Source organism: Orbaceae bacterium BiB (assembly GCA_036251205.1).
Classification (GTDB): domain Bacteria; phylum Pseudomonadota; class Gammaproteobacteria; order Enterobacterales; family Orbaceae; genus Orbus; species Orbus mooreae.
The window spans coordinates 1,565,560-1,580,093 of the sequence record CP133958.1; the positions used below are offsets into that span (position 1 = coordinate 1,565,560).

Annotated in this window: 11 protein-coding genes; 3 read left to right on the forward strand and 8 right to left on the reverse strand. The window is 37.9% G+C overall.

Going from position 1 to position 14,534, the window contains the following annotated elements:
- Positions 1-68: 68 nt before the first annotated feature.
- The gene (gene purL, locus RHO11_07340; GenBank protein ID WVD60322.1) at positions 69-3,953 is read right to left on the reverse strand and encodes a phosphoribosylformylglycinamidine synthase; all 3,885 of its coding nucleotides are present in this window, start codon (positions 3,951-3,953) and stop codon (positions 69-71) included.
- Positions 3,954-4,102: 149 nt separating this feature from the next.
- On the opposite strand from purL, the gene RHO11_07345 reads away from it, so the two are divergent.
- A complete protein-coding gene (locus RHO11_07345; protein WVD60323.1) occupies positions 4,103-5,425 on the forward strand; it encodes an MFS transporter in 1,323 nt (440 codons plus the stop codon).
- A gap of 57 nt (positions 5,426-5,482) precedes the next feature.
- On the opposite strand, the gene RHO11_07350 is transcribed toward RHO11_07345, so the two are convergent.
- The 7 genes from RHO11_07350 to mutM form a co-directional block, all read right to left on the reverse strand.
- A complete protein-coding gene (locus RHO11_07350) occupies positions 5,483-6,832 on the reverse strand; it encodes an MmgE/PrpD family protein (GenBank protein WVD60324.1) in 1,350 nt (449 codons plus the stop codon).
- A 10-nt stretch (positions 6,833-6,842) separates the two neighbouring features.
- Positions 6,843-7,595, reverse strand: a complete 753-nt coding sequence (locus RHO11_07355; protein WVD60325.1) for an amino acid ABC transporter ATP-binding protein — start codon at positions 7,593-7,595, stop codon at positions 6,843-6,845.
- Between the two features lie 9 nt (positions 7,596-7,604).
- Positions 7,605-8,276, reverse strand: coding sequence for an amino acid ABC transporter permease (locus RHO11_07360; protein WVD60326.1), 672 nt, complete (start codon positions 8,274-8,276; stop codon positions 7,605-7,607).
- Between the two features lie 9 nt (positions 8,277-8,285).
- Positions 8,286-9,083 (reverse strand): amino acid ABC transporter substrate-binding protein, encoded by a 798-nt coding sequence (locus tag RHO11_07365; GenBank protein ID WVD60327.1) that lies wholly within the window; start codon positions 9,081-9,083, stop codon positions 8,286-8,288.
- Positions 9,083-9,661, reverse strand: coding sequence for a GNAT family N-acetyltransferase (locus RHO11_07370; protein WVD60328.1), 579 nt, complete (start codon positions 9,659-9,661; stop codon positions 9,083-9,085). Before RHO11_07370 ends, RHO11_07365 begins: the two co-directional genes overlap by 1 nt.
- Entirely contained in the window at positions 9,661-11,031 is a 1,371-nt protein-coding gene (gene purB / locus RHO11_07375) for an adenylosuccinate lyase (GenBank protein WVD60329.1), read from the reverse strand. Before purB ends, RHO11_07370 begins: the two co-directional genes overlap by 1 nt.
- A 211-nt stretch (positions 11,032-11,242) precedes the next feature.
- Positions 11,243-12,052 carry a bifunctional DNA-formamidopyrimidine glycosylase/DNA-(apurinic or apyrimidinic site) lyase gene (mutM, locus tag RHO11_07380; GenBank protein ID WVD60330.1) on the reverse strand — a complete coding sequence of 270 codons (810 nt, stop codon included), beginning with the start codon at positions 12,050-12,052 and terminating at the stop codon, positions 11,243-11,245.
- A gap of 233 nt (positions 12,053-12,285) precedes the next feature.
- Here mutM and pheA point away from each other — a divergent pair, with 233 nt between their 5' ends.
- Positions 12,286-13,428 (forward strand): bifunctional chorismate mutase/prephenate dehydratase, encoded by a 1,143-nt coding sequence (gene pheA / locus RHO11_07385; protein ID WVD60331.1) that lies wholly within the window; start codon positions 12,286-12,288, stop codon positions 13,426-13,428.
- Positions 13,429-13,444: 16 nt separating this feature from the next.
- The gene (mutY, locus tag RHO11_07390) at positions 13,445-14,500 is read left to right on the forward strand and encodes an A/G-specific adenine glycosylase (protein WVD60332.1); all 1,056 of its coding nucleotides are present in this window, start codon (positions 13,445-13,447) and stop codon (positions 14,498-14,500) included.
- Positions 14,501-14,534 lie beyond the last annotated feature (34 nt).

Sequence of the window (14,534 nt, forward strand, 5' to 3'; positions counted from 1 at the left end):
TGATTACGATAGAATATAAAAAAAGGGAGCTTTTGGCTCCCATTAACATATCAGTAATAGTATAACTTTTATCCCAGCTGCTTACGAGCATTACGGAAAAGGCGCATCCATGGGCTATCTTCACCCCAATTATCTGGATGCCAGGAGTTACTCACAGTTCTAAACACACGTTCAGGATGAGGCATCATAATTGTCGCTCGTCCATCTTTGGAAGTGACCGCAGTAATACCTTTTGGCGAACCATTTGGATTAGCCGGATACTGCTCAGTGACCGAACCGAAATTATCAATATAGCGAACAGGAATCAAATTTAATGATTCTAACTGACTTAGCTGACTATTATCTTTAAATTCAACTCGACCTTCACCATGAGATACAGCAATTGGCATGTGAGAACCAATCATGCCATCAAAGAGCAAAGATGGACTCTTTTCAATTTTCACTAAACTAAAACGCGCCTCAAAACGTTCTGATAAATTACGTACAAAACGTGGCCATAAATCAGCACCAGGAATCAAATCTTTTAGATTAGACATCATTTGACAGCCATTACATACACCAAGTGATAACGTATTATCACGGTGGAAAAATGCTGAAAACTCATCACGAACACGCTGATTAAATAGAATTGACTTAGCCCAACCTTCTCCAGCGCCTAATACGTCACCATAGGAGAATCCACCACATGCAACTAGAGCATTAAATTGTTCAAGCGTGACCTGGCCCGATAATAAATCGGTCATATGTACATCAAATGCATCAAAACCAGCACGATAAAATGCTGCAGCCATTTCTACATGAGAGTTAACCCCTTGCTCACGTAAAATCGCAATTTTAGGTTTATGACCTTTCATAATGTAAGGAGCAGCGATATCCTGCTGTGGATCAAAGGTTAAATGGACACTTAATCCTGGATCTTGCTCAAGCTGTTTTGCCCGATGTTCTTGATCTGCACATTCTGGATTATCTCGCATACGTTGCATTTGATGCGTTGTTTCTGCCCACCAAGTTCTGAGTGTACTACGCGCTTGATTATAAATAACCTGTCCATCATGGCGAATAACAATCTCATTACCGACTTTTGCACAACCTAAATCATGCACATAATTAATTAATCCAAAGGATGCTAAACATGCTTTCACTGATTCAATGTGTACATCACTAACTTGAATAACCACCCCAAGTTCTTCAGTGAATAAATATTCAATAACCGGTACACCTAATGAAGAAAGATCGATATCGAGACCGCAATGACCGGCAAATGCCATCTCTAATAAAGTCACAATTAACCCGCCATCAGATCTGTCGTGATAAGCTAAAATCTGTTGTTTATCGACTAATTGCTGCATTGCTTGATAGAAATTAGCAAGTACGGATACATCACGCACATCCGCGCAATCCTTACCAAGATGACGGTAGACTTGCGCTAATGCCGTCGCCCCCAAGGACTTTTTACCACAACCTAAATCAATCAATAACAGATGATTAGTACTGGTTTTTAATTCTGGAGTAACTGTTTTACGAACATCTTCAACACGAGCAAAAGCAGATATGACTAAAGAGAGTGGCGATGTCATGGTTTTTTGCTCACCATTTTGTTGCCATGCTGTTTGCATCGACATCGAGTCTTTACCGACAGGGATTGCTAAACCTAGCTGAGGACAAAGCTCTTCACCAATTGCTTTAACGGCCTCATACAATCCAGCTCCCTCACCAGGATGACCTGCCGCAGACATCCAGTTAGCAGATAATTTAATACGCTTAATATCACCAATTTGAGTTGCGGCAATATTAGTTAGTGCTTCCCCTACTGCCATGCGCGCTGATGCAGCGAAATCCAGTAACGCAATAGGTGCTCGCTCACCAATTGACATAGCTTCGCCATAGTAACTGTCTAAACTTGCTGTTGTTACCGCACAATTAGCAACGGGTATTTGCCACGGACCGACCATTTGATCGCGACTCACCATTCCTGTTACGGTTCGGTCACCAATGGTAATTAAAAAAGTTTTTTCAGCAATCGCAGGAAGATGAAGTAAACGTTTAATCGCATCTGCAAGATCAATCTTCGAGATATCGAATTGATCACCTGATGCGCTTTGCGATTTAACATCGCGTAACATTTTAGGTGTTTTACCTAATAATACATCAAGCGGTAAATCAATTGGATTATTGCTGAAATGCTCGTCATGCAATACTAAATCTTTTTGAGCTGTTGCTTCACCAATCACCGCATAAGGAGCTCGCTCACGGCGGCAAAGTTCATCAAATAAAGGTAAGTTTTCTGGTGCAATAGCAAGCACATAACGTTCTTGTGACTCATTACACCAAATTTCTAATGGCGACATACCAGGTTCATCATTCAATATTTTACGTAATTCGAACTGACCACCACAACCACCATCACTCACTAGTTCTGGCATCGCATTGGATAAACCACCCGCGCCAACATCATGAATAAATAAAATCGGGTTATCATCACCAAGTTGCCAGCAGCGATCGATCACTTCCTGACAACGACGTTCCATTTCCGGATTATCACGCTGTACAGAAGCAAAATCCAAATCTGCGTCAGATTGTCCTGATGTCATAGAGGATGCGGCACCGCCACCCAGTCCAATATTCATGGCTGGTCCACCCAGCACAATCAGTTTAGAGCCAGCAGGGAACGCTCCTTTTTGTACATGTTCGCGGCGAATATTACCCAGTCCACCAGCGAGCATAATTGGTTTATGATAACCTCTTAGCTCTAACCCATTATGGCTATTCACTTTCTCTTCATAAGTACGGAAATAACCTAACAATGCTGGCCGGCCAAATTCATTATTAAATGCCGCACCGCCCAGTGGTCCGTCGGTCATAATATCCAAAGCAGAAACAATGCGTTCTGGCTTACCAAAATCTTCTTCCCAAGGTTGTTCAAATCCAGGAATACGCAGATTAGAAACAGAGAAACCGACTAGACCAGCCTTCGGTTTAGCACCTCGTCCGGTCGCCCCTTCATCGCGAATTTCGCCACCACTACCAGTTGCCGCTCCAGGCCAAGGCGAGATAGCTGTTGGGTGATTATGTGTTTCCACCTTCATCAAAATATCAGCCGACTCCTGATGAAAAGCATATTGACGACCATCATGATCAGGGAAAAAACGCCCTACAGTCGATCCCTCCATCACTGCAGCATTATCTTTATAAGCCGATGAGACGTAATCGGGTGTCACTGCAAAGGTATTTTTAATCATCTTAAACAGTGATTTTTGTTTTGGCTGACCATCGATGATCCAATCAGCATTAAAAATTTTGTGGCGACAGTGCTCAGAATTTGCCTGAGCGAACATATACAGCTCAACATCACTTGGATTACGTTTAAGTTGTTTAAAATTATCTAATAAGTAATCAATTTCATCTACTGCCAATGCTAAACCGAGTTCAATATTCGCTTTTTCTAATGCCACCCGCCCATGTTCTAACACATTGATTACGGTTAATGGGGCTGGTTGTTGCTTTTGAAAAAGTTGTTCAGCTTGTGCAAAATCACTTAATACAATCTCCATCATTCGGTCATGAATTAAATGACTAAACTCAGTTTTTGCAGATGCAGTTAATTTATCGCTCTGTACATAATAAGCAATTCCGCGCTCAATTCGTTTAATTTTGCTTAAACCACAATTATGAGCAATATCAGTGGCTTTTGATGACCAAGGAGAGATTGTTCCAGCTCGAGGTGTCACTAAAAATAACTGACCATCACTCGTTGTTTGCGTTGTTTTTGGTCCATATTGTAATAACTTAGTAAGAATAGATTTTTCATGCTCAGATAAACCCTGATTAATATCAACTAAATGGATATATCGTGTCTCAATTGAGGTAATGGGAATATTTTTTTCATGACAAAAGGTAAGTAACTTATTAATACGAAATGCAGATAATGCAGGGGAACCACACAAAATTTCCATAACAATTCTCTTTTTAGGCAAAATTAAATTCAGGAACACTACAATGGAGCTTAAGTATATCTTAAACAGCTCAATTTTTGAATCTTATCTTTTATCGCGTAATCAATAATTACACTCTATAATCGAAAAAAAACAATAATGGATAAACAATGAACCAACATCGTCCGCAAAAGTCACATTATCGCTGGTGGGTAATGTCATTTATCTTTGTTATTTACACAATTGCTAATGCTGATAGAGCTAATATTGGTTTCGCTTTACCCTATATTCAAGATGAATTTAAACTCAGCAATACTATGGCTGGTATACTGGTCAGTATCTTCTTTTTAGGTTATTCCCTTAATCAAATTCCATCAGGAATACTTACTAGTCGAATAGGTGTTAGAAAAGTTTATGCGGGCGGCATGTTTTTAACCTCTATTTTTACTTTCTTTATGGGAATTATCGACTCTATTTGGGCGATAAAAATTTGCCGTTTACTCGTCGGGGTATCAGAAGCACCTGTTGCAGTAGGATCAAGTGTAACAATAAATAACTGGTTTCCAAGTAAAGAAAAAGGTACTGCCGCAGGGATCTACTTAGCTAGCTCTAAAGTCGGCCCTTTAATTGTTCCACCGCTATGTGCTCTAATTATTATGCATTTTAGCTGGCACTATATTTTCCTGTTTTTTGCTCTTCCAGGATTAATTGGTGCAATATTTTGGTACTTTATGGTACATAATAAGCCAGAAGAGAGCCCATTTGTGTCACAAGCTGAACTTGATCATATCCATCAAGATGATAAAAAGAAGGACCCTCAAACTACAGTCCAAACAAAATCAACAGCTTTTAAATATAATTGGCTAGATCATATTATTCGTACTCAAGCTGTTCAACCGTTAACAACGACCCGACAAGTTTTCAGATGTTGGGATATTTATGGTATCGCAATTGGTTACTTTTTTATGGTTGGGACTGTGAGTGTCTTAATGGCTTGGTTGCCTAAATATCTACTACAGGAAAAACAGTTTGCCATTATGAGTTCAGCATTTCTTGCTGCATCGCCATTTCTTGGTACTGTTGTTGGTAACTTTTTAGGTGGTTTTTTATCGGATCATGTTTTCCAAAAGCGTCGAAAACCATTAATGATAGTTAGTGCAGCATCCACAAGTTTAACTATGTATAGTTTAGTCTATGCGCCAGAAAATATCTATTTATTAGCTAGCTTACTCTTTATAACAGGTTTTTTACTATCTTTAGGCTATTCAGCCTTTATTGTCTATCCGATGGTAAGAGCTGATAAAGCGAGTTATCCTACTGCCTTTGCCATGGTAAATATGGGCGGACAACTTGGCGGAATGAGTGCTCCTTTAATAGTCGGGATAATTTTGGATTATTTTAGCTGGAATGCGGTTTTTGCTGCACTTGCTATCGGTTCCTTATGTTGTTTGGTACTCGTTTTATCAGTTATAGAACCTGAACCGACCCGATAATTATTAAGATGATATCTGCAAAAATAAAGTGCTTAATAGCTTAAATCATATGGATATTTATAGCTTATGATTTAAGCTGGTATTTTTTAATTCACCAAGCACAGTCTGCACTGATGCAGTTGAATTCAATTTATGTAAAACTTGATAAAATATCTGTGCATTATCGATAGCGCCAATCCCATCTGATAGTTTGCTAAAAAGTTCTTGTTGCGAATAAGGATTTTCAGGACTCCCTTTAGGATGAGTGACAATAGCGGATAAACGTTGTTTATCATGTAATACAATCTCTAATTTAACACAACGATGTTCAGCATTTGGTAAATAGCTACGCTGTACTTTTGTCATCAACTCAACTGTATCAGAATCTATCTGCTGCTCAGCAAAACAGTACTCATTGAGAACTTTACCTTGTAACAGACAAGCAATCACATATTCAGCAGAAAACCGACCCTGTGCCTGTATTTGTGGTTGTCGATAAATTAATGCAGCATCACCGCCAGTCGAAAAAGCAATATCAATAGATTCTATCTGCTCAATTGTAATCGGATTGCTTGCTAAAATTGTTTGAACTGCGTCAGCAACATAGGAATTAGCCGAACAGTATGGATAATTTTTAAACCATAACCCGGGTGAATCAATACGCCAAACGTCTCCCCATTGTGATAAGTCAAGTGCTTGATTCCCCTTGCCATATAATGCAAGAAAGCCTATTTTTTCATTTAAAAAATCATCATTAGCCGATAGTCTATTGCAACATAACTCAACTGATTGCACCGCCTGTTGTGCGGCAAGTCCAGCATGTAGCGGCTTCATATTAGAACCAAACTGTAATCGTAATCCGGCTGCTTGGCTTGCGGCAATCGCCATCGCTTGAGCTGTAAATGGGTACTGCCATAAATAACAAATCGCAGCGGTAGCAGCAATACCACCTAAAGTTGCCGTATTATGCCACCCCTTTAAATAATGCTCTTCACCAATTGCCTCTCCTAATCTTGCCATCACCTCAATACCCACTACATAAGCAGATAAAAATTGCCGTCCTGTAATCGATGAACTTTTTTGATCTGGCAAGCTAATTTGACTGAATAAAGCAGATAAAATGACCGCTGATGGATGACCTCTAACCTGACTGTGCACATCATCATAATCTAAAAGATGGGCTTGAAAACCATTAAATAATGCAGCTTGTTTAGCTGTTGCTAAATGTTCATACCCGATTAACCAATGCTGTTGATAACCCCCTTCTTGTTGAATCATCCCTAATAATCGTAAACATTCGGGTTGTTGGTTAGCTAAAAAAATGGCAGCAAAATAGTCAGTAATACCATTTAATGCAATATCGACTATTTTAGGATTACCTAATGGCTGACTCTGCATTATTTTATTTACTAGCTCAACTGTTAGCATCAATTAATCTCTATATTTCAAATTCAATGGTTTCCGAAATTTGTCTTAAAAAACGCTTAGTTAGTTCATGTTGTGGTGAATCAATCAAATCAATGGCTGCACGATCTTCCACTATTACTCCATCGGCCATAAAAATAATCCGATCAGCCACACGTTTAGCAAACTCCATCTCATGAGTAACAATAATCATCGTCGTCTTCTCTTTCGCTAATCGATGAATAACTTGTAATACTTCATGAACTCTTTCAGGATCAAGTGCAGATGTCGGTTCATCAAATAAAATAACTTTTGGATTAACCGCTAAAGCTCGAGCTATGGCAACACGTTGTTGTTGACCGCCAGATAATGTAATAGGATATTGATCCGCTTGGGGCAATAAACCAACCCGCTCAAGTAGCGTTAAACCCAAATCCTTAGCCTGTTTTTTAGGCATTTTCTGTGCTGTAATCAAGGCTTCCGTAACATTTTCTAAAGCTGTCTTATTTTTGAATAAATTATAGTGCTGAAATACCATGGCTGATTGATGACGTAAACTATTCTCCTGTTTATGACTATAATCAGTAGAATCTAGTCGGACATCACCAATTTGAATAATACCGAATTGTGGCTTTTCTAATAGATTTAGACAGCGTAATAGTGTTGATTTACCAGATCCTGAAGGACCAATAATTGCAACGACCTCGCCCTCTTTCACTTGTAAACTAATATCAGAGAGCACCACATTATCACCAAATTTTTTTGCTAAATGCTGTACTGTGATCATTCGATTCTCCTAGCGTTTATATGGAACATTAAGTCGTTTTTCTAATACTTTTTGTAACCAAGAGTAAATGACGACCATTGCCCAATAGACTAAGCCAACGGCAAGATAGGTTTCAAAAAAACGATAAGACTCTGTTGTCAGTAGTTTACCTGCTGCAAGTAATTCTAATACTCCCACAAAGAAAGCGATTGAAGAGTCCTTTAGTAAAGCAATAAAAGTATTACCTGTTGCAGGAAGTGCATTAACAAAAGCTTGAGGTAAAATAATCCGTCGATAAACTTGCACTATTGATAAACCAACAGTTAATCCAGCCTCTTTCTGTCCGTGATCAACAGACTCCAAACCAGCACGAAAAATCTCAGCTAAATAGGCAGAAAATTTTAGACTAAAACAGATGATAGCAGCTGTCATCGGGCCCATTTTAGTCAAAACCGGAAATAATTGTGGTAAACCATAATAGATAATAAATAGTAATACTACCGATGGAATACCTCGAAATAACGAAATATATAAGGCAATTAATTTATCAATAAATGGCAATGCCGCAGTCCGTATCAACGCAATTGATATCCCTAAAATCATTGCAAATAACATCGATACTAATGCTAAATATAGCGTTACCGGTACATAAGGAATGATAGCTGGGAAAACACTTAAAAAGTAATCGATGTTAAAATTCATATTATTATCCTACTTTTGCGATATATCTTGACCATAGTATTTTTCAGCAATTTGGCTGATTACACCTTGTTCTTTTAGCTGACTGAGAGCCTTATCAAACTGCACTCGTAACTTTTGACCATTTTCATCGCGATTAAAAGGATAGCCAACGCTTTCAATCACTAGTGGTTCACCAAGTAAGGTAAATGGTAAATTATTACGTTTAATTTCAGCCAATAAAATCGGTTTAGAATTAATATATCCATCAACTCGATTGTAAACTAAATCATACATCGCCCCATCCCGAGTCTCATAAGTTCTAATCGTAATATCATCATCAGGGAATGCTTTTTTCAAAATATTAATATGATTAGAGCCGAGTACACCTGATATTGTTTTTCCTTTTAAATCTTCTAAGGATTTAATCTCATGGTTATTACTATTAATCACAATCTGGCTGCCATAATAACTATATGGTTCGCTAAAATCATACTTCTCTTGTCGAGCAGGGGTCATCGCAACAGCATTGGCAACAGTATCAAGTCGATGAGCTTCTAATTGTGCCATTAAGCCACCAAATTCTGCCGTTACCCACTCAACTTGGTAACCAAGTTGATTAGCAACAGCTTCCGTGACTTCAATATCAAAACCGACTAATTTACCATCTTGTTTAAAACCATTAGGATAACTCTGCCCTGTTGTGCCAATCTTAAGCACAGGTTTAGTACTATTTTCTTGTGCCTGATTAACTTCATTAGATGAATTATCACAGCCACTTAAGACCAATATAGATAATAATAGTGTTGCTAATGTCGCTTTTATTTTCATCAGTTAATCCCCTTAATTGCAATATGTTTACCATTAAGCTCAAATCCTTGAGCAATAATTCGATTACGTGTTACTAACCAGTGTTCGTAACGCGTAGGATCAATAATTTTTTCGAAATATAATGTAATATGTCCAAGTCCTAAATCAGCCGTTGCTATTGGTTTAAAACCTTGTCGCTGATAAAAATGAGTTAACCATGGATGGTTAATTGCTGTACCCAAAGTTACGGCTGGCAACTTAAATTGTTCATTTAGAATATGACTCTCCAGCCACAGAAGTAATGATGTTGCTAGCCCATGTTTGCTGTAATTGGGGTGTGTTGCTAACCACCCAATATGCGGTATAGCAAATGGACCCGGATTATTCCCCCACGGTAATCGCAAACTAACGGTAGCAACAAATTGGTCATCCTTCTCTATTACATAACTAAGATTATGCGTTAAATGTTGATAAGTCTGTTTTTGATCAACTGTCGATGCAGCAAAATGAATATCGGCCGTATTTATTGCCTGATATGCGCTGCGTAATAATCCAGCCAAGCGTTCACTTTCTGCAAGTTCTACCTGTCTAATTCTCATTATTTTGCCTCGCCTAGTAGACCCGAAGCTTGCGCATATTTAATCACCTGATCAACTTTATCGATGGCTTGTCCGAGATAATTAACTGGATCTAACCAATTAGACAATTCAGCCTCGGTTAAAAAAGGTTTTAATTCAGGATGATTTAACAATAAATCACTAAACGGTTGTTGTTGTTCAAAAGAACGCATCGCAAGTTCATATACGATATGATGTGCAGTCTGTTTACCTAATCGTTTACCCAATTCAAACATCACTTTTTCTGACAATAGGAGTCCTTGCTGTAACGTTAAATTTTTTAACATTTGAGCTTGATTAACTTTCATTCCCTTTAAAATAAAAAGTGCCGTTTGTAGCTGCGCTGAAAGGTAAATATTTATTTCAGGTAGTGCTATCCACTCCGCTCGCCAACTCATGGCATCGCGTTCATGTTCAACTTTCATGGACTCATGAATTAAAGCTACACTTTTTAAAATAGGCGCAGTTAAACTTGCCAAGCCTTCAAATGCAGCTGGATTACGTTTATGGGGCATCGTGGTTGAACCAATTTTTCCTACTGAAAAAGGCTCTTCAATCTCATTGATCTCTGTCCGCATTAAGTTATAGAGTTCATTACCAATCTTACCTAATGTTCCACTAATTAATGCGACCACCGATGCATATTCAGAAAAGCGATCTCGTGCCGATTGCCAACTAATATTTGGAACCCCTAATTGTAAAAGGGCTAATGCTTTTCGTTCTACTGCAACACCGTGTTCACCAAACGCTGAATAGGTCCCGATCGCACCATTTAAGTTACCGACTAAAACGCGCTCTTTAATTTCGTTAAGACGAGAGAGGTGACGAATAAATTCATCAAGCCAAACCGCCAACTTAAAGCCAAATGTTGTCGGTAAAGCTTGCATTCCATGTGTACGGCCTACCATTGGAGTATGTTGATAAGTTTTCGCTAATTTTTTTAATTCTACTGCAATCGCTTGTGTATCTCGTTGCACAATATCAAAAGACTCTTTTAGCTGTAATACCGTTGCAGTATCAACAATATCTTGTGTCGTTACGCCATAATGAATATATTCGCCAGCCTCACCACACTGCTGTTGTAGTGCATTAATGGTCGGCATTAAGGAGTGCTTAGCTTTAGCAACTTCTGCTGCTATATCACTGACACTAAGTTGACTTGCATCCGCCCTCTCAGCAATTTGCTCGGCAGCCTGCTGAGGAATGACACCATATTCACCTTCTGCTTTTGCTAATGCAATCTCAACAGCAACTTGTTGGTGTAAGCGATTATTCTCAGACCAAATATGTCGCATTTCAGCTGTGCCAAAGTTATTACCTAAAATTAAAAAATCAATAACATGTGACGCCATAATATTTACCAAATAATTAACGAATCATAGTAAGATTATTGGCGTTTATCTGAAATGTGTCTAATACGAAGTTTTTCTATTTATATAACTAATAATTATAAGTAAATAGTGAAAATTTTGATAATTAGAGAATAAACGAATATTTTCTAATTAAGTGAATTGACTGCCAAGAGTAACATCAACCCAGTTAATGCTACTCTTAGTAAAATAATTATTTTTGACAGTGGAGGCAATAGAAAGTATTACGTTGTGCAATTTTTTTTGCCTGTATCGGCGTCTGGCAAATGAAACAACCAAGACCTTCTCGACCATACACTTGCAACTGCTGAACAAAATAACCTGGCTTCCCGTCTGATTGTAGAAAATCTTTTAATGTAGTGCCACCTTGCTCAATCGAACGAGTTAAAACTTGCTTAATCGCTTCAACCAACAATTTGATCTCTTTCTTCTTTAAAGTATTACCTAACCGACTCGGTAATATTTTTGCCATAAATAGCGATTCGCTAGCATAGATATTACCCACACCGACTACAATATGGTTATCCATGATCAATGTTTTAATCGGTACTTTACGCTCTTTTATCTGCCTAGAAAGGTAATCAACATTAAATTCATCCGTTAAGGGCTCCGGTCCTAAACTCTTTAGTTGTGGTAACCATTCTAAAAATGGCGTCCATAACCAAGCCCCAAAACGTCGCGGATCAGTATAACGCAAGGTTACGCCGTTATTTAATAGCAAATCAACATGATCATGCTTATCTTCTACTTGAGGTTCCAGTAATATACGCAAACTACCTGACATACCTAAATGAATGACGATCCAACCATCTTCTAATTGTAATAATAGATATTTAGCTCGTCTTTTTACATCAAGAATCTTTTGCCCTTTCGCTAAAAAAATCTCTGTTGGAATAGGCCAACGCAATTTCGGCTGACGAATAATGATATCTTGAATTTTTTGATTTTTAAGATGAGGTAAAATCCCCAATCGACTCGTTTCAACTTCAGGAAGTTCTGGCATATCAAAGACCAAATAAGAAATAATATACCCATTATCCTAGCATATCTTCAGCTGTCACCATAGCCTGAATCAACGATTATATTATTCGATAATTTTAACATACTTTCGTTATAATATTGCTGTAATCTATTAATTTAGTGTAAAAAAATCTTTATTTTTTAGTACAAACTTTTTCTACGACTTATTAATTATTGGTATATAATGTGGCATCGTTTTACTGCAATTAAAATACTATGACGAATAATCCACTATTACCATTAAGAGATAAAATTACCGCACTTGATAAGCAACTTTTAGAGCTGATTGCACAACGTCGTCAGCTATCAACAGAAGTTGTTAATACAAAAATTAAAGCCAATATTCCCGTTCGAGATATTGAACGTGAGCGAATTCTGGTTAAAACTTTAATTGAACAAGGTAAAAAAGATCATCTTGATGAAATGTTAATTAAACGTCTTTATCAAGTCATCATCGAAGATTCGGTGCTATTACAACAACGTATTTTACAAGAAAAGTTAAATATAAATACGATAAAATCAGCTAAAATTGCCTTTTTAGGCCCGAAAGGTTCCTATTCTCATTCAGCAACACGTCGTTATGCGAGTAAACATTTTGATCAGCTAGAAGAGTTTAGCTGTTCAAGCTTTAAAGATGTTTTTGAACAAGTTGAGAATGGTACTGTCGATTACGGTGTCTTACCTATCGAAAATACTAGCTCAGGTTCAATTAACGAAGTTTATGATTTATTACAAAAAACTAATTTACATATTATCGGTGAACTATCGTTACCTATCGATCACTGTATCTTAGCCAATGAGCAGGTTCGTTTTGAAGATATTGATACCGTTTATAGCCATCCACAACCTTTTCAGCAATGTACTAATTTTCTTGAAAACCACCCAAATTGGAAAATTGTTTACTGTGATAGTACTTCGTCAGCAATGGAAACCGTCGCGAAACTAAATCAACCAAATATTGCAGCAATTGGTAATAAAGATGGTGGTGAACTGTATGGTCTGCAAGTATTAGAACGCAATTTTGCAAACCAAAAAGAGAATATTACGCGCTTTATTATTCTATCGCGTAAAGCGATTGAAGTATCAGATCAGATTTCAGCAAAAACTACGATTTTAATGAAAACCGGGCAACAAGCTGGTGCCTTAGTTGATGCGTTATTAATTTTGCGTAATCATAATATTGCAATGACCAAATTAGAGTCTCGACCTATCCATGGTAATCCTTGGGAAGAGATGTTTTATATTGATATGCAAGCAAATCTAGATACGATTACAATGCAACAAGCCTTGAAAGAGTTATCCTCGATTACGCTATTTTTAAAAGTACTTGGCTGCTACCCTAGTGACAATATTTCTTAGCGTGTAACATAAATATATGAAGACATTTTCTACCAATGTATTGGCGTGGTATCGCCAATACGGTCGTCAAACACTGCCTTGGCAAATAGAAAAAACGCCCTATCATGTTTGGTTATCAGAGGTAATGCTGCAACAGACCCAAGTTTCAACCGTGATTCCATACTTCACCCGATTTATTGAACGTTTTCCAACCGTGACTGATTTGGCAAATGCACCGCTTGATGATGTTCTCCATTTATGGACGGGACTTGGATACTATGCTCGAGCACGCAATCTACATAAAACCGCGCAGATTATTGCTGAAAAATTTGTGGGAATATTTCCGACAAAATTTGAAGATGTTTTAAATCTACCGGGTATTGGACGATCAACAGCAGGGGCTATCTTATCACTATCGCAAAAACAGTACTTTGCAATATTAGATGGTAATTGTAAGCGTGTACTGGCTCGCTATTTTGCTATTGATGGTTGGCCTGGAGTAAAAACGGTAGAAAACCAACTATGGCAATTAGCAGAGCAAGTGACCCCACAACACGACGTCGACCAATTTAATCAAGCCATGATGGATATTGGAGCAATGATCTGTACACGTAGTAAACCTAAATGTACATTATGCCCACTGCACAAGGATTGTATTGCTTATGCAACAGATAGTTGGCAATCCTATCCAACCAAAAAGCCGCAACAGACCATTCCAACGAAAACGGCTTATTTTTTGATATTGCAGCATGATAATGCGATTTGGTTAGAGAAACGCCCACCTGCTGGCATTTGGGGGGGATTATACTGTTTTCCACAATTTACCCATTATGATGACCTTAAAAACTGGCTTAAAAAGCAAGATATTATAACCACAGAACTAACACAACTAATTGCTTTTAAACATACTTTCAGCCATTTTCATCTCGATATTGTGCCAATTTATAGTCATATAACGCATTATCGCGCTTGTTTAGATGAATCTAACGGTTGTTGGTATAATTTATCAACGCCACCACAAATAGGGTTAGCAACGCCAGTAAATAATTTATTGCAGCAATTAAGTCAGACTCAATCAGCCCTTTTGAGCTAGCTATTTTTAAGCTATAATTTCGCAACTTGAAGTA

What these genes read in the sequence shown, in the direction of transcription:
- purL (WVD60322.1), bottom strand. Translation starts at nt 3,953, where the DNA reads ATGGAAATTTTGTGTGGTTCCCCTGCATTATCTGCATTTCGTATTAAT.
- RHO11_07345 (WVD60323.1), top strand. Translation starts at nt 4,103, where the DNA reads ATGAACCAACATCGTCCGCAAAAGTCACATTATCGCTGGTGGGTAATG.
- RHO11_07350 (WVD60324.1), bottom strand. Translation starts at nt 6,832, where the DNA reads ATGCTAACAGTTGAGCTAGTAAATAAAATAATGCAGAGTCAGCCATTA.
- RHO11_07355 (WVD60325.1), bottom strand. Translation starts at nt 7,595, where the DNA reads ATGATCACAGTACAGCATTTAGCAAAAAAATTTGGTGATAATGTGGTG.
- RHO11_07360 (WVD60326.1), bottom strand. Translation starts at nt 8,276, where the DNA reads ATGAATTTTAACATCGATTACTTTTTAAGTGTTTTCCCAGCTATCATT.
- RHO11_07365 (WVD60327.1), bottom strand. Translation starts at nt 9,083, where the DNA reads ATGAAAATAAAAGCGACATTAGCAACACTATTATTATCTATATTGGTC.
- RHO11_07370 (WVD60328.1), bottom strand. Translation starts at nt 9,661, where the DNA reads ATGAGAATTAGACAGGTAGAACTTGCAGAAAGTGAACGCTTGGCTGGA.
- purB (WVD60329.1), bottom strand. Translation starts at nt 11,031, where the DNA reads ATGGCGTCACATGTTATTGATTTTTTAATTTTAGGTAATAACTTTGGC.
- mutM (WVD60330.1), bottom strand. Translation starts at nt 12,052, where the DNA reads ATGCCAGAACTTCCTGAAGTTGAAACGAGTCGATTGGGGATTTTACCT.
- pheA (WVD60331.1), top strand. Translation starts at nt 12,286, where the DNA reads ATGACGAATAATCCACTATTACCATTAAGAGATAAAATTACCGCACTT.
- mutY (WVD60332.1), top strand. Translation starts at nt 13,445, where the DNA reads ATGAAGACATTTTCTACCAATGTATTGGCGTGGTATCGCCAATACGGT.